General features: G+C 54.4%; 17 protein-coding genes. 8 read left to right on the top strand and 9 right to left on the bottom strand.

Features of this window, described 5'->3' with window-relative positions; genetic code table 11:
* Positions 1 to 47: 47 nt before the first annotated feature.
* The 5 genes from HZB23_11620 to HZB23_11640 all read right to left on the bottom strand — a co-directional run bounded on the left by HZB23_11620 (position 48) and on the right by HZB23_11640 (position 5,042).
* Positions 48 to 1,790: an amidohydrolase family protein gene (locus HZB23_11620; protein MBI5845305.1), complete on the bottom strand. Its 1,743-nt coding sequence runs from the start codon at positions 1,788 to 1,790 to the stop codon at positions 48 to 50.
* The gene (locus tag HZB23_11625; protein ID MBI5845306.1) at positions 1,780 to 2,349 is read right to left on the bottom strand and encodes a hypothetical protein; all 570 of its coding nucleotides are present in this window, start codon (positions 2,347 to 2,349) and stop codon (positions 1,780 to 1,782) included. Before HZB23_11625 ends, HZB23_11620 begins: the two co-directional genes overlap by 11 nt.
* Before the next feature lie 274 nt (positions 2,350 to 2,623).
* Entirely contained in the window at positions 2,624 to 3,940 is a 1,317-nt protein-coding gene (locus HZB23_11630) for a DUF362 domain-containing protein (GenBank protein MBI5845307.1), read from the bottom strand.
* The gene (locus tag HZB23_11635; GenBank protein ID MBI5845308.1) at positions 3,937 to 4,692 is read right to left on the bottom strand and encodes a hypothetical protein; all 756 of its coding nucleotides are present in this window, start codon (positions 4,690 to 4,692) and stop codon (positions 3,937 to 3,939) included. Before HZB23_11635 ends, HZB23_11630 begins: the two co-directional genes overlap by 4 nt.
* A gap of 104 nt (positions 4,693 to 4,796) precedes the next feature.
* Positions 4,797 to 5,042: a hypothetical protein gene (locus HZB23_11640; GenBank protein MBI5845309.1), complete on the bottom strand. Its 246-nt coding sequence runs from the start codon at positions 5,040 to 5,042 to the stop codon at positions 4,797 to 4,799.
* Between HZB23_11640 and HZB23_11645 the strand changes: the two genes are divergently transcribed.
* From HZB23_11645 to HZB23_11655, 3 genes are all read left to right on the top strand, one after another.
* On the top strand, positions 5,034 to 5,549 hold the full coding sequence (locus HZB23_11645) for a hypothetical protein (GenBank protein MBI5845310.1): 516 nt from the start codon (positions 5,034 to 5,036) through the stop codon (positions 5,547 to 5,549). The two genes, HZB23_11640 and HZB23_11645, sit on opposite strands and share 9 nt — an antisense overlap.
* A gap of 84 nt (positions 5,550 to 5,633) precedes the next feature.
* Entirely contained in the window at positions 5,634 to 6,023 is a 390-nt protein-coding gene (locus HZB23_11650) for a hypothetical protein (protein ID MBI5845311.1), read from the top strand.
* Positions 6,024 to 6,604: 581 nt separating this feature from the next.
* A complete protein-coding gene (locus HZB23_11655; GenBank protein ID MBI5845312.1) occupies positions 6,605 to 6,766 on the top strand; it encodes a hypothetical protein in 162 nt (53 codons plus the stop codon).
* Between the two features lie 192 nt (positions 6,767 to 6,958).
* On the opposite strand, the gene HZB23_11660 is transcribed toward HZB23_11655, so the two are convergent.
* Positions 6,959 to 8,056, bottom strand: a complete 1,098-nt coding sequence (locus tag HZB23_11660; protein MBI5845313.1) for an AraC family transcriptional regulator — start codon at positions 8,054 to 8,056, stop codon at positions 6,959 to 6,961.
* Between the two features lie 83 nt (positions 8,057 to 8,139).
* On the opposite strand from HZB23_11660, the gene HZB23_11665 reads away from it, so the two are divergent.
* The 4 genes from HZB23_11665 to HZB23_11680 all read left to right on the top strand — a co-directional run bounded on the left by HZB23_11665 (position 8,140) and on the right by HZB23_11680 (position 10,315).
* Positions 8,140 to 8,430: a hypothetical protein gene (locus HZB23_11665; GenBank protein ID MBI5845314.1), complete on the top strand. Its 291-nt coding sequence runs from the start codon at positions 8,140 to 8,142 to the stop codon at positions 8,428 to 8,430.
* A 41-nt stretch (positions 8,431 to 8,471) separates the two neighbouring features.
* Entirely contained in the window at positions 8,472 to 8,642 is a 171-nt protein-coding gene (locus HZB23_11670; GenBank protein MBI5845315.1) for a hypothetical protein, read from the top strand.
* Positions 8,639 to 9,664: a hypothetical protein gene (locus tag HZB23_11675; GenBank protein MBI5845316.1), complete on the top strand. Its 1,026-nt coding sequence runs from the start codon at positions 8,639 to 8,641 to the stop codon at positions 9,662 to 9,664. The genes HZB23_11670 and HZB23_11675 overlap by 4 nt, the downstream gene beginning before the upstream one ends.
* 168 nt (positions 9,665 to 9,832) lie before the next feature.
* On the top strand, positions 9,833 to 10,315 hold the full coding sequence (locus tag HZB23_11680; GenBank protein ID MBI5845317.1) for a YiiD C-terminal domain-containing protein: 483 nt from the start codon (positions 9,833 to 9,835) through the stop codon (positions 10,313 to 10,315).
* Between the two features lie 145 nt (positions 10,316 to 10,460).
* Here HZB23_11680 and HZB23_11685 read toward each other — a convergent pair whose 3' ends face one another.
* Positions 10,461 to 11,201, bottom strand: coding sequence for an enoyl-CoA hydratase/isomerase family protein (locus HZB23_11685; protein ID MBI5845318.1), 741 nt, complete (start codon positions 11,199 to 11,201; stop codon positions 10,461 to 10,463).
* 237 nt (positions 11,202 to 11,438) lie between these two features.
* Here HZB23_11685 and HZB23_11690 point away from each other — a divergent pair, with 237 nt between their 5' ends.
* Positions 11,439 to 12,353, top strand: a complete 915-nt coding sequence (locus HZB23_11690) for a magnesium transporter CorA family protein (protein MBI5845319.1) — start codon at positions 11,439 to 11,441, stop codon at positions 12,351 to 12,353.
* Between the two features lie 298 nt (positions 12,354 to 12,651).
* On the opposite strand, the gene HZB23_11695 is transcribed toward HZB23_11690, so the two are convergent.
* Both HZB23_11695 and HZB23_11700 read right to left on the bottom strand, forming a co-directional pair.
* Positions 12,652 to 13,395, bottom strand: a complete 744-nt coding sequence (locus HZB23_11695) for a hypothetical protein (protein ID MBI5845320.1) — start codon at positions 13,393 to 13,395, stop codon at positions 12,652 to 12,654.
* Positions 13,396 to 13,417: 22 nt separating this feature from the next.
* Complete coding sequence (locus HZB23_11700) at positions 13,418 to 14,230, bottom strand: hypothetical protein (protein ID MBI5845321.1); 813 nt, start codon at positions 14,228 to 14,230, stop codon at positions 13,418 to 13,420.
* Between the last annotated feature and the right edge of the window lie 36 nt (positions 14,231 to 14,266).

The following is a 14,266-nucleotide window of genomic DNA, read 5'->3' on the forward strand; positions in this document are numbered from 1 at the left end:
AAGTTTTCCCCCGCAAAATTTTTTAAAAGCTCCAGCTTATATTCTTTTCAATCCCACCGCCTGATTACCCTGCCGGACTTGATTTCCGGGTGGTAGCCCTTTTTATCGACTATCGCCTGTCCGTTCACGTAAACCGAATCTATGCCCGTGGGAAAGTGCGCCGGGTCGGTGGCGGTGGCGGTGGTGCCTATGGTCTGGGGGTCGAAAATAACCAGGTCCGCAAAAAATCCCTCCTTCACGCTTCCCCGGTGGCGTATCTGAAGCTGGCTGGCCGGAAGGCTGGTGCACTTTCTTATGGCTTCGGGAAGGGCGATCATCTTTTTTTCCCGCGAGTACTTGCCCAAGAACTTGGGAAAGCAGTCGTAGGTAAGGTGGCTTGGCCTGCCGAAGACCACCGGGATGGTGTCCGTGGCGATGGAGACGTTTTTGTCCAGGAGCGCTCCCCGCAGGGATAGCTCCACAAGCTCGTCGCCCGGATAGGTGGGGGTCTCGAAGATCAGCACCCTGCCGTCCTCTTCCAGGGCCAGATCGCAGGCCGCGTCAAAGGGGTGCTTGCCCTGTTCCTTTCCGAGCTGTACAAAGCTCTTCCCGGCCAGGTGCTTGTTCTTGTCCGAGGCCGTGCTCATGATGAAGCCGCATTCCCAGCCCATCACCTTAAACAGGTTCATGGACCACGAGTCAGGCCCCCGGTGCGGCCACACCGGCTCGCCCTCCTCTATGCTCTTGCGGATTTTGGCGCGGGTTATGGGGTCGGCCACGCGCTTTAAAACCTCCTTCATGCCGCCCATGAGGCTCCAGGGCGGGAAAAAGGCGAAAAGGTGGGTGAAGCCTGCGGATGTGGGCATGGCGTCCACGCCGATGGGATGGCCCTCCTGTATCAGCCTGTCGATTTTTTTAAGATAGATGTTGGCCCCGGAGTCCGCCGGAACCGGAAAGGGCATGACTTTAAAGGCCGTGCTGGCGGCCTTCAGGGCCACGCGGGTGATGGTCTTTAAGGGCTCCTTGAAATTCGGCACCCAGAAAAGGTGGCTTATCTGAACCGGCACCTGGGCGATGCGGCCTATTTCCAGCACCTCGTCTATGGCTTGGCCTATGGTGTCGGAGTTATAAGAGCGGATGTGGGATGTGAAGACCGCGTTAAACTGGTGGCAGACGTGGGCCAGCTCCATAAGCTCCCGCTGGTCCGAGCACAGGCCCGGATAGTACATGAGGCCGGTCGACATGCCCACCGCGCCCTCTTCCAGGCACTGGCGCAGCATGTCTTTCATATCGGCTATGTGGGCGGGCTTGGCGGGTTCAGGGGAGTCGCCCATGGGGTGCGCCCTTATGACCCCATGTGGGGCGAGAAAGGCGCAGTTCTGGACAAGCCCGCGTTTTTCGTGGGTTTCCAGCATCTCCCCGAAGGTGTTCCAGGTAATGTCGCCCCGCTGGTCGCTTCCCAGAAAAACATCATAGAACTCGTACTGGAAACGCGCGTTGCGGTCCGATATGGGCCCAAGGCCCGCGCCGCAGTTGCCGCCCACGAATGTGGTTATGCCCTGGCGGGCCAGGGGCTCGACTATTTTTTCGTACGCAGGCTGGTGAAGGGCCATTTCCGCGTGGGTGTGAACGTCTATGAAGCCGGGGCAGAGCGCCAGCCCCGAAACATCCACGCGGGTTTTGGCGGTGGCCTTTTCAAGGTTTCCGATTGCCGCGATCTTGCCCTTTACTATCCCCACGTCGTTGCGGAACGGGAGCCGCCCGGTTCCGTCGTAGATCAGGGCTTTGTCGAATATGAGGTCAAACTTCATTTACCGGTCTCTCCTTTTTTGAAGCGAGCTTTTTTACGCCCAAGACGCAGATGGCGATGATGGAGACAAAGGCCAGGAACCACTTGGTGTTGGTTATGCTGCCCGAAATTGCGACAGATGCGCCGGTTATGTCCATAAAGCCAGTGAGCATCAGAATATGCAGAATGTTTTCGATCACGTCGCAAAGGCCCGCGATGAACGGAAGCACAAAAAGGATTTTGATGGAGCCCGAAGGAGGAAGGCCGGGCCTTTTGGACAGGAGCGCTATGGCGCTTGCCAGGAACACCGAGTAGAGTATGGGGTGGTAGCCGTCCAGGCAGAAATGTGTGAGATATCTGGTGACGCCGTCCGCACCCCAGCGGGTGAGAACGTCCATGAAAACGTCCTTGGACATGGTGATTTGCAGAATCAGCGGGTCCGTGCCCTGGCGGGAGAACATGGCCATGAGGGCCGCCTGGTTTAAGACGTAAAAAACGCCGAATATGAGGACGATGCGCCCCCGCGCCAGGCGCGAGTAAAAGCTCTCCAGCTTCGATGCATGAGGCGTGATTTCGTGCATGAGCCTCTCCTTGTCATTGAACCGCCATCAGTCAGTTAAAAGTTCAAGAGCCAAGCCTCCATATCAGCCTGAATAAAAACGATTAAGCACGAACACCGTCGTATCTTGATTTTCAAGAGCCTGTTAACAACCCAAACGCCAAGCCTGAATAGAAGCCTGGATAAAACGATGAAATGCAAGGAAGGCGAGAAGCGCGGGGAGGAATAATACTGTTCGTATATGACCGACCCGCGCTTTGAAGCCTGACACAGCAGTTCGCGTTTTAGGCAGGCTGCTATATCAGAGGAGGAATGATGGCTCTGGATCCCTTGATCTTCGCCGTGGCCAGGGCCGCCATGGAGCCCAGGAGCGGATAGGACGACAGTTTCAGGGGATGCACCCCCATATGGCGGCACAGGCCGTAAATGGAAAGGGAAAGGTCGTTGCAGCCGGGGCTCTGGGTGACATGGCTTTTTCCGAGGCGCTCCACAAGGGCCGGTCCCCACTCCGAAACCGCGCAGCTTCCAGCCACGTGAACCCTGCCCGTGATTCTTGCTATTTCGTCTTCGGGGATGCCGCTCCCCATTATTATGGTGAACCCGCCCTTTCCGCCGTGGTCCGAGAAGATGACCTCCAGAAGCGTTTCCGTGTTCCGGCGGCATCCCTCGGTGCAGCAGCGGTCGCGGCCCCTTATGATTTTCACGTCTTCGGGAAAGCGGTCCAGAAGCTCAGGGGTGAGCTTCATCTTTCTGGCCTCAAAAAGGTCTTTGCCCACTATCACTATTTTTTCTAGGTCGCTTTCGCCAAGGCCCATTTCGGAGCAATGGACCAGATGGGGTATTTCGGCGATTTCAAAGCCCATGAAGGCCGCGCCCGCCACGTCGACCGCCAGGGGGTCTTTTCCGCCGAAGATGGTGTCGCATTTTATGACGCATTGGTCCTTGTTGCTGGTGGCCGGGTAATGGCCGTGGGTGGTGGCGTAAAGGCCGTCCACCAGCACGAAGTCCGGGCGAAGGACGCCGTAAATGTCGGCGAATTTCTGGTGAAGCCTGAAGTTATGATCCTGTATGCGGCTTTCCTGGTGGATGAAGCCGAACTGGTTTTTTACGGACAGTGTCACCGTGCTCATGGAGTGTGTTTTGAGCTTGGGGAGCGACACGTAAAGGTTTTCGTCCCGGCGGCGTATGAGGTGCTGATGCACGAAGGCCGAGATATCCGCGAAGTTGGAAAGCCCGTTCAGAAAAATCGGCACCTTTTTGGTCTCGTCCAGGTAGACCGGGATCGCGCCAGTCTGCTTGCAGGCTTCAAGAAGGCCGGATGCCGCGAAAACCAGGCGGGTGAAATTGCCCTGGGTGCAGTTTTCAATGACGTAGACGTCTTTCGCGCCGCCCGCCTTGAAGGCTTTCACGGTTTCCGCCAGGACCGCCGGGTCGGTGAAGGTGAAGGGCTTGGCGTCCACGGCGTTCACTTTTATATAGACGTTGCGGCTCTTCTTCAACAGGGCGGCAGGGCCTCCGAAATGCCCCAGGACCTTTTCAACGGCCCCTTTCAGCGAGGGGGCCGCGTCGGCGAAAACAACTTCCGTCGAAAATTCGGCTCTGTCTGCGATCATTTTTCTTCCTTCCATCGGGCGGCCCCGGCAATCGCGGCAATGGGATCATCCGCAAAAAAACCGTCAAGGCCCAGGCCGATCATTTTTTTCAAGGTTTCCGGCGTGTTGTCCTGCCTGCGGGTCCAGGCCAGAACTATGACCCCGTTTTCATGCATGGCCTCCACAAGCTGGCGGCTTACAAGCAGGGCATTTTGATGATAGCTTGCCGCGTTCACCCTTTTCACCCGGAAAAGGGCGTCTTCCGGTTCTTCGGGCCGGTCCGAAAGAACCCCCAGTGCGATTTCAGGGGCAAAGGCCGCAAGATCGGCAAGAACCGGATCGTCGAAACAGGACACCAGGACCATGCCGCAGAGGCCGTGGGAACGCACAAGATCAGCCACCTGGACGTGGATGGGCGGAAAATCGCCGATGATCTGCGCGGCCTCGGACTTGATCTCCACGTTTATGACGATTTTGCCGCCAAATTCGGCGAAAACACGGTCCAGGGAGGGTATCCGCTCGCCGGAAAATTGCGGCGAAAACCACGAGCCCGCGTCAAGCGCCGAAAGTTCTGCAAAAGTAAGGGCGGATACCGGGCCGTTTCCATTTGTGGTGCGGTCGAGCGTCGAATCGTGGATCACCACCGGCTGGCCGTCGGCGGAAAGCGTAACGTCAAGCTCCATCATCGAGGCCCCGGCGTCCACCGCGCCGCGAAAGGCCGCCAGTGTGTTTTCGGGAAAGCGGGAGTTGTCGCCCCTGTGACCCGCCACCATAAAGGCCCCCGGCGGGAAATTCTGCGGCGCGAAAGGCCGGGGCCGGGTTTCGGAAGGCGCGTTTTTTTGGGTTTTGACCATGTTTTTTTAAGGCGTCTTGTTTATCATCGGGCTTTTTGGAGGAATGTCAATAATTGGTCATACCACCTGTTTCGGGTCAAGAAAAATGATTTTTTCGCTCCCGCCCCATTCAAAAGGCCGCCGCCGCCGTTTTTATCCGTCAGGCACTTGAAAAATAAACCCAGGCAATCTATTTGCACTGTAGCGCTTTTCAAAATAACATACACCGGCCCAAGGAATCCGGCGCGGGTTTTCAAGGCGGTTTTTAAGGAGAGAGATTCATGACCCATCTGGATGTCTTCGCGTACCTTCCCAAAACCGACTGCGGCGAGTGCGCCTCGGCCACCTGCCTGGCCTTTGCCAAGCGCGTGGCGCTGGGCTCGGCTGAGATCACCGTCTGCCCCTACGTGGCCTTCGAGTGCCATAAGTGCGGATGGACGCAGAAGGAGCCTTTCCGCGCCTGCCCGGCCTGCAAGGTGACGGTGAAGGAGGCCAGGAGCGAGGAGGACAGCCTTGCCACCCAGTGCCCCAAATGTGGCTACGAGCAAGGGGAGCCCTTCGACGAATGCCCCAACTGCGGGGTTTCCGTGGTGATGACCATAAGGAACGCCCGAAGGCTGGGAAAGACTGCGGTTTTCGAGGCCCCGCCGGAGAGCGAGGCAAAGACCTCCGGCCCTCCGAAAAAAAAGGAGGACATCAAATCATACCAGTGCCCCTTCTGCGGTTTCGTCACCCAGAAGATGCTTACGGAGTGCCCCAATTGCGGATATAAGGGCGGGGAGGGCTTCGGGGGGTAGAAGACTGGCTGAAAACGCGAATTGCTGTGTCAGGCATTACGGCGCGGGTCGTCATATACCCAGTTTGGGATTGAGTCAACGAGGATGTCAAAGGAGGAAGTTTTCCGGGTACGGCAGGTCTATGGCCCATCCGGGACAATAAATATGCGCACTAATGGGTCAAAAAAATCAGATGCAATTTTAAGCGTTGGCCGCTGGCTTGGAGATGTTGGCATCAACAGTTGGGCACTTACACGTGAACAGGCGTTGATAGCTCTTGACAAACTTGAGGCTGAAGCGAACGGCATTTTGGGTGGCGATGTTTTAGCCGAAAAAAGTGGAGTCCTGCGACACAACTATGACAATTGGCATTGTGACCCCGAGCAAGATGAATCAAATTCAGCCTTTGTATTTCGGAGCATTATGAATACACGGACTTACATTGCCAATTACCCAGATACTGAATGTTTCTTTGTAATTGTTACAGCGTTATAGTTCAAGGGTATAGAATTTTTTGCCCACCTTGGCGCGGTATTAAGCGGAGCATGATTCTTTTCCCTTTTTTAAGGGAATCCGGCCCGGAGAAGAAATGCTCCGATCTTCTGCCCCCACCCTTCTCGTGGAAGCGAAAAATGGAAATATATAGCGCTCCCGGTAACAATAGGCTGTTATGTTGTTGCAGAAGGCAAAGACTGGTTTCCAGCATTCAAAAGCTGAGAATTGTATAGGGCCACATTATTTTTTCTCGGAAAAGGCTCATGGATTGTAGTGATTGCAACTCTTAGCATGGCGCATCAACCGGGTGATGGAATATGAAAAAAAATTCAGTCGCAAGAAAAGGCATATTCATTTCCATATTGATCGCGCTTTTTGCGACTATTTCAATTTCATACGCCGAAAGCTCCGAAAAAAACCAACGGCCCGTCTTTTACGGCTCGTGGGAAGGCATGGGCTCGCAGGATACCGACAGCACCTGGAGCATCAGGCTTAAAATACGCAGCGAAACCTTTGTTATAGAATACCCTTCATTGAAATGCGGCGGGGAGTTGAGCCTTTGGGAACAGGGCGAACATTTCATGAGATTTAAGGAAAAAATCACCGATGGCCGCCAGAACTGCATTGACGGCGGAACCATCGTCATCCAGGAAACAGGGCCGGATCAAATAAAATACGAGTGGTTTTACCCCAACGGCAAACTCGGCGCGGTGGGCTTACTGAAAAAAGTGAAAGCGGAGTAGCTGGCGGCCTGCTTGACGCGCCCCTTCATCCCTTGAGCGCTAACCTTGCCAAACCGTCACCCAGGCGTTGCGCCGGGTCCAGGAAAAGTCTACAAACAGCAAAAGACTGGATTCCGGCCTTCGCCGGAATGACGAAATTTGGCAACTACCCTCACAAAAAAATGGAATTGAATAACGATCCTGCTAATTCCATCACCCCTGCCGGTTCTGGGAGGCGTCCCTGAACTCGCTGGGGGTGAGACCGGTCTCCTTCTTGAACACCGCGTTGAAGGTGCTTTTGGAGCCGAAGCCCACCTCGTAGCAGATGGTGAGGATGCTTTTTTCCTGGTGGGCGGTCAGAAGCTCCTTGGCCTCGTCCACCCGGAAGGAGTTGATGAATGAGCGGAAGTCGCTTTTAAGGTGCTCGTTCAGGTATTCCGAAAGCTGGTGGGGGGTTAAGGCCAGAAGGTCCGCAAGGCGCTTTAAGTTCAGGTCCGATTCCGTGAAAATCTTCTCGTTCCGCAACAAGTCGATGAGCCTGTCCTTCACCTCGTCCGTGTCCACTCCCGTGAGTGAGGACTTGTCGTAGCGCGTTTTTTCTATCTCCGCCTTGAGCATCTGGAAAAAATCGGGATACCGATTATATCCCAGAAAGACGCACACCGTAAGCAGGGCCAGCATGTTGCCGCCGATCTCGAAAAGATACGGCACCTTGAACGTAAAGCCCAGAAAAAGGGCCACAACCGAGAGTATGGCGACTATGTCGATTATGACCAAAAGCCTTAGCTCGGTTTTGATCTCCTTGACGTTCCACACAAGGCCCATGTCCATTTTAAGAAGGTAGATGAGGTAGCTCGATGCGTGGAGAGCGCCGGTTATGACCAGTATCATCAGAAGGTGCTGGGGCGGCGAGTCGAACATCTCGGCGAGCCAGGCTTTCTTGAAATCGGTGCTGAAAAACTGGAAGCCCGTCTCGAACAGAAAGGCCCCGAAACCCGGAATGAAGTGAAGGATGGCCTTAGGGTCTTGGCTGGTTTCCGGGTGCAGCAGAAGTCTGAAGTAGAGGTAATAAAGCGGCCCCACCACGCAGATGGCGGTGAAAAAGAGGTAGATGGTGAAGGGGTAGCGCGGCGGAAGGCTGTTGGCCACGGCCCCCGCTCCCCAGATTATCACCGCGCAGCAGAGAAATATCCCTGAAAACAGCAGGTTGGCCAGGTTGGGCTTTTTCCTGGTCTGCTGCTCCAGGGCCAGGAGAAAGGCCAGGAAGCTGCCGAAAAATATGGTTATTGTAGCCGCTTTCATGGACCACATAACGGGACACCTGCCGAAAGACTTGATTGATCCGGGACCGACGGACAAGGAAGCCAGGCAAAGCCTGGGGACCAGGGAGAACTTTGACAGCCGTTGAAGAACTCGAATCATACAGGCTGATGAAAAACGATGAGCCGCAAGGCGTGCGAAAAGCCAATGAGTCAAGCGTACTAAAAGTACGTGACGGAATTGGCTTTGAAGCACAACACAGCGGATCGCGTTTTTCGACAGCCTGTTGGGGCTGGCTCTTGCGATTTAGCTTACCATACCAAACTTTTTCGGAGCGCGTCAAAAATTTTTTTCCGGTCGTCAAAAAATCCCCGAAAAAAATTATCGTTGCGGCGGCCTTCGGAACAATCTATTTTGGGCCATAATCCCAGGATGTTTTCCGAAACCGCTGCATGAAGGAGCCGACTTGAACGAAAAGCGCCATATTCTCGAACAGAGGCTCGCGGAAGTCACGGCCCAGCTTAGGGACCAGGAGGCACGCATTCCGCCCCATTCCATCCGGCCCCACCAGATAGAGGAACTGGAGCGCCTGGAGGAGGAACGGGACCGCCTGAAAAAGGAGCTATCAGAGCTATGATACCCGGAAATCTCCTCACAACGGCAATGGCCGTAATGCCCCACAAGGACGCCGACCGGGCGATAGAACTGGCATGCTCGCTTGACATCCCCTTCTGGCCCCAGCTTCCAAGGCTCAATTATTACGAGGACATGTACGTCCAGGCCTCGGAGCATTTTCCGGGGATAGTGCTCGACATGAAAAATCAGACCCTGGGCTTTTCCACGGAAAAGTTCGCCCTGGAGCTGGAGGAGACCCTGGCCCATTTCGAGGAGCCGGAATATTTCGACATAACCGATGAGTATTCGGCGGTTTACCCCAAGTTTCTTTCGATGGGCGAGCTTGCCGCAAGGCCCGCCATACGGGGCCAGTTGGAAGGGCCGATCAGCTTCGGGTTCAACGTGAAAAACGAATTTGACCGGCCCATAATTTTTGACGACACCGTGCGCCCCTTCATGATGGAGTTCATGTCGAAACGCATAAACGTGCAGCTTGCGAGGCTCAAACGGCTCAATCCCAACGCCTTCATGTTCATCGACGAGCCGGGGCTACAGTTCGTTTTCTCGGCCCTTTCCGGCTACGACGGGGTGAGAGCCAAGGCCGACATGGACGAGTTTTTTTCCATGGTGGACCACCCGCGCGGCGTGCACCTGTGCGGCAACCCGGACTGGGACTTCCTTTTGAACCTCGACATGGAAATTCTCTCCCTGGACGTTTTTTCCAACGGCAACGTGTTCACGTCCTACGCCAAAGGCATCAAAAAATTCCTGGATCGCGGCGGGGTCCTGGTGTGGGGGATTGTACCCACCAACGTGGAGCCCTTCGAGAAGGAGGGCATGGCCTCCCTCTCAAACTACCTGGTCTCGCTATGGGACGAGCTTGACAATAAAGGCATTGACCGGGACTTCCTGCTCTCCCGGAGCCTAATTTCCCCGGCCACCTGCTGCCTCGTGAACCCGGACGGCGAAAAGACCGTGGAAAAGGCCTTCGGCGTGGTGAAGGCGCTTTCCGAAAGCCTGAGGGAGCGCTTCAGGCTTGAGTGACACATTGGCCCCCCCTTTAAAATTCTGACTGTGAAGCCTGGCAAAAAACGATGAAATGCAAGGAAGGCGAAAAGCCAATGAGCAAGCGTACCACAGGTACGTGGCGGAATTGGCTTTGAAGCCTGACACAGCAGTTCGCGTTTTTGGACAGGCTGTTAAGGCCGAGCCATGACCGATGATTACGCCGGAACCCTGGAAAAGCTCCTTTACGGAATCCTGCCTCTGGTGGAGGCCATCGGTGCGAAGGTGGTCGAGGCCCGGCCAGGGTACGCCAGGATGGCCATGTCCCGCTCCCCCCTCGTCGTGAACCACATCGGCGCGTTTCATGCCGGAGCCCTCTACACCTTCGCCGAAACTGCGGCAGGGGCGGCCATCGCCATGTCCTTCGATCTCATGGCCGTAACGGTGGTCAACAGACGCGGCGAAATCCGGTATCACAAGCTGGTCACGGAAAGCGTGGAAAGCGAGGCGGCCCTGCCCCAAGAGGAGATTGACCGGGTAAACCGCGAGATCGAAAAAAACGGGAAGGCTGTTCTTCCCTTTTCCGTGGCCCTCAAAAACCCCGACGGCGTCACCGCCTGCGAGGCGGACTTCGATTTTATCCTGCGAAAGCCCATGAAAAAGCCGATTGAGGGCTTAGCAGCCTTTTAAAAAAGGCTTGATGCGAAGCCTGGAGACAAACGATGAAATGCAAGGAGAGCGAGAAGCCAATGAGCAAGCGTACTAAAAGTACGTGGCGGAATTGGCTTTGATGCTCGACACCGCAGTTCGCGTTTTTAGACAGGCTGTTAGGGGCTCATTTTTCCGAGTCCGACACCGAAATCATGAACTGGTCAATGTCCATGTGGCTTGCCAGCCGGTCCAGGGCCGTTGACAGCGCGTTGACGGTTGCCTTGGTCATGGAGGCGGGCGCAAAGGGCTTTTCCGCCACCTTTTCGGCAAGCCGCACTGCTGTTTCAAGCGCCTTGCCGTCCTCGCAGACCCACTGGGCAAAGCCCCGGTCAAGGGCCTTGGGGGCGGGCAGGGCCTCTCCGAACAGTATCAGCTCCTTGGTCCTGGCTGGCCCCATAAGGTGCAGAAGCCTTGGCAGCGTGGCCCAGCTCATGTTCATGCCCCAGTCTATCTCAGGGGCGCGTATGTAGGACGACTCCGCCATCACCCGAAAATCGCAGGCGCTGGTTAAAGACACCCCGCCTCCTATACAGAAGCCCTCTATAGCCGCGAAGGTGATCTGGGGCAGGTCCTCCAGGGCCTGGCAGAGCTTGGGCGGTATGGCCATTACCGCGCGTTTTTCCGCAAGGCTCGCTCCGGAAAGACCTTTTGCAGCCGGGTCTTTAAGGTCCATCCCGGCGGTGAAAAAGGAGGCCGATCCAGTAACGACAACCGCGAAGATGTCCGACCGACGGGCCAGGTCAAGGGCCGCACGGGTCAAATCCTCCATCATGGAAAACGACAGCGCGTTCTTTTTTTCGGGCCGGTCGAGCCGTATGACCATCACCCGGCCTTGCTCCTCCATGATAAAATGAGCATCGGACATTTCGGTTTCCTTTCCGGTTCCTGACGGATTTTGTCCTTTGACTGAACCCTGCTTATAACCGGAATGGGGTCGTGGCGCAACGGACACATGGAAACATGAGACTAAAAGATTATTTCCCAAATCCAATTCTGACTTGACAAGGATGCGGCCAAAGTCCACGATAAAAGGTCGCGGTGACTCCCAAAGGGGCCGCCTGCCCGGTCGCGGGCTATTTTTTTCACATGAAAGCGTTGCGCCATGATCACTGAATTCCAGCTCATCGACGATAAAATTGTCCCCGGCGGCGAAGGCGACTGCCAGGTAACGGTTGTAACCGCCCCCCACTTCGAGTACCGGCGAACGCTCATAGACGAACACGGCCTTGACGAACACACCCTAAATTCCGCCCTCGACCCGGACGAACTCTCCCGCATGGAGTTTGAGCCCGACCACCTTGCCGTCATCTACAAGCGGCCCATGAACGTGAAGCAGGAGGACGAAATGGTCTTCGGCATCACATCAACGGGCCTCTTCCTCTTCAAGGACCGACTCTTCGTGGTGAGCGGCGACAAGGTCCAGCCATTTGACGGCAAAACCTTCGCCCGGGTCTCCACCCTGCCGGAAATGATGCTGAAGCTCATCTACCGCTCCATCAGCCACTTCCTCGTCCATCTCAAGGGCGTCAACCAGATGAGCGAGGCTCTTGAGGACAAGATCAACACCTCCATGGAAAACAGCATCCTCATAGACCTTTTCACCCTGGAAAAAACCCTGGTCTATTACTTAAACGCCATAAGCTCCAACAGGATGCTCCTGGAAAAATTGCGCCAGAACCACAGGAAGATCGGTTTTACCGCAGAGGAGCTTGAATTCCTGGACGACATGATGATCGAAAACGCCCAGTGCTACCAGCAGGCGGAAATCTACTCCAACATCCTCGCAAGCCTCATGGACGCCCGCGCATCAATCGTGGGGAACAACTTGAACATCCTCATGAAAACCCTGAACATCATCACCATCGGAATAATGGTGCCCACATTCGTGGTGAGCGCCTTTTCCATGAACGTGAAAATCCCCCTGGCCTCCCACTCCAACGCCTTCTGGTTCGTCATGAGCATGGCCCTGGTCTCGGTCATATCCATGATGATCTTTTGGCGCTACCGCAAATGGTGATCAGGGGGCGCACAAGCGCGAACTGCTGTGTCAGCGCGGGCGGGCCGGGGCGTCACGTACAGGAGTACGCATCCTTCCCGTCCCGCCCGCGCTTCCTTGCATTTCATCGCTTGTGCGCCCCCTGATCCTTGCCTAAATTGGAGGGGGAAGAAAAGACAAAAACAAAAAAGGCGGCGAAATAGACCGTCACCCCGGCGGAAGCCGGGGTCCAGTAACAATGTGGCAGAAATATCGGTAGGTTGGGTGGTTCTGCGCGAAGCGCAGGTTCACCCAACAAAAACGGAGACGAAAGTATTCCTCATAATCCTTTGCTTAAAATATCAATTTGTTGTGATAAACCAAGAATATTAAAGCGCTCCATATAAATTTTTTGAAACACCTTCAAAGAACAAATACCAACCTGAGCCGTTACTCTTAACCCAAATTTTAGCGATGTAACATCATCAACGAGATAAGAACTATGAAATGTATGTATATTTTCTTCAGTTGTCTGACTAATAACAGAAAAAAGAGCAGCCGGATTAGGATGAGCTCCAAAATCTATAGTTGTTTCATACAGATAGAGGACAATAATATATAGCATTTCATCATTTATTTTTAAATAGTCAAATATTTTAACGTTCCTAAATTCTTTTTTCATTTTAGATTTGCATTCAGCATTATCATGCCGCCTTAGCCATATTTCTTGTCGGTCCTTATCTTTATTAACATAGAAAGCATATATAGAATGCTCAATACAATTTCGTAACAATACAAATGTTTCATAAATCGCGCCGCTTATTACAAGCCTAACAGCGTGTAGAAAAGCTGCATGCGCACGATTGAAAAAAAGAGCAGGGATTAGAGCTGGCGTGTTTGACAAATTATCAGATAATACCTCAAATATATTATTAATATTCTTTAAAAGGTCATATTCAGCTTTCAAATTATGAAAAGTGGCATAGCTATTTTGGATAGCATTGTTAATAAAATTAGAAAGCTGATCTTCGCCCCACCCTGGCGGGATATCATTTTTTCTCTGCGGCTTATTGATTATTACCATAATTGCTTTCTTTTATTGGATTTTAGAACCCCGCGCCTTTTTTCGCGGCTTCCAGCAGCAGGGTTTCCATCTTTTTCAGCTCGTAGAAGCCGTCTTCAACGTCCCGGCAGATTTCGGCGAATGAGACCTGCACGCCCTGGTCCTGGCGTCCGAAGGCGTCCAGGATGTCACGTCTCATGGCAAGGGTTCGATAAGCCTCGTCGTAGAGTCGTGCGTTTTCGGAAACCGCGAAGGCGAAGCGCTCTATGCGCTCCCCGGCCTTGATGACGGCGGGGCGCACGGCGGCGTGCTTTTCGGAAAAATCCGCAAGCATCGAGATGCGCTTCTCGCACAGCGCGCCCCGAAGGCCAAGGGCCTCGCTTCTTATGGCGCGCATTGGTTCGGCAAGGCGCTGGGACTCGGTGCGCCGCTTTACAAGGTCCTGCCGGAAGCGCTGTTCCTGCTCAAGGGCCTGTGAAAGCTCCCGCTCAAGCTCCTTCAGCCGCGCAACGCTCTTTTCTATCCTGCCCTTCACAGTGGGCTTCTTTTTTTCCAGGCCGAAGAAGAAGTCCCGAAGGCGCTCCACGGCTTTGGTCAGCTCTTTCAGGTGCTTCCTGTCCACGTTCTCGCCGAAAACCGGAATCTGGGAGTGGCTTCGTGCCTTGGCGGCAAGGCTGTTGTACGCGGCCACGTTCCTGAGAACGTACTTGCGGGAAAGGGCCTCCATGCCCTCAAGGATCCGGCCCGTTTTTTCGGCGATTTCAAGAAGGTTGACATCGGTGGGGCCGGGCTTTTTTCCGATGAACGGAATTTTCGCCGAAATGGAAAACTTTGGAGGTGATGGCAGAAGTTTCATGGACGCGGTTTTTAGCACAAGGCGATATGATCAGCA

The organism is Deltaproteobacteria bacterium, assembly GCA_016235345.1.
Taxonomy (GTDB): domain Bacteria; phylum Desulfobacterota; class Desulfobacteria; order Desulfobacterales; family Desulfatibacillaceae; genus JACRLG01.

Coding starts and splice junctions, on each gene's coding strand:
- HZB23_11620 (MBI5845305.1), bottom strand. CDS start 1,790: ATGAAGTTTGACCTCATATTCGACAAAGCCCTGATCTACGACGGAACC.
- HZB23_11625 (MBI5845306.1), bottom strand. CDS start 2,349: ATGCACGAAATCACGCCTCATGCATCGAAGCTGGAGAGCTTTTACTCG.
- HZB23_11630 (MBI5845307.1), bottom strand. CDS start 3,940: ATGATCGCAGACAGAGCCGAATTTTCGACGGAAGTTGTTTTCGCCGAC.
- HZB23_11635 (MBI5845308.1), bottom strand. CDS start 4,692: ATGGTGGCGGGTCACAGGGGCGACAACTCCCGCTTTCCCGAAAACACA.
- HZB23_11645 (MBI5845310.1), top strand. CDS start 5,034: ATGACCCATCTGGATGTCTTCGCGTACCTTCCCAAAACCGACTGCGGC.
- HZB23_11640 (MBI5845309.1), bottom strand. CDS start 5,042: ATGGGTCATGAATCTCTCTCCTTAAAAACCGCCTTGAAAACCCGCGCC.
- HZB23_11650 (MBI5845311.1), top strand. CDS start 5,634: ATGTCAAAGGAGGAAGTTTTCCGGGTACGGCAGGTCTATGGCCCATCC.
- HZB23_11655 (MBI5845312.1), top strand. CDS start 6,605: ATGAGATTTAAGGAAAAAATCACCGATGGCCGCCAGAACTGCATTGAC.
- HZB23_11660 (MBI5845313.1), bottom strand. CDS start 8,056: ATGTGGTCCATGAAAGCGGCTACAATAACCATATTTTTCGGCAGCTTC.
- HZB23_11675 (MBI5845316.1), top strand. CDS start 8,639: ATGATACCCGGAAATCTCCTCACAACGGCAATGGCCGTAATGCCCCAC.
- HZB23_11680 (MBI5845317.1), top strand. CDS start 9,833: ATGACCGATGATTACGCCGGAACCCTGGAAAAGCTCCTTTACGGAATC.
- HZB23_11685 (MBI5845318.1), bottom strand. CDS start 11,201: ATGTCCGATGCTCATTTTATCATGGAGGAGCAAGGCCGGGTGATGGTC.
- HZB23_11690 (MBI5845319.1), top strand. CDS start 11,439: ATGATCACTGAATTCCAGCTCATCGACGATAAAATTGTCCCCGGCGGC.
- HZB23_11695 (MBI5845320.1), bottom strand. CDS start 13,395: ATGGTAATAATCAATAAGCCGCAGAGAAAAAATGATATCCCGCCAGGG.
- HZB23_11700 (MBI5845321.1), bottom strand. CDS start 14,230: ATGAAACTTCTGCCATCACCTCCAAAGTTTTCCATTTCGGCGAAAATT.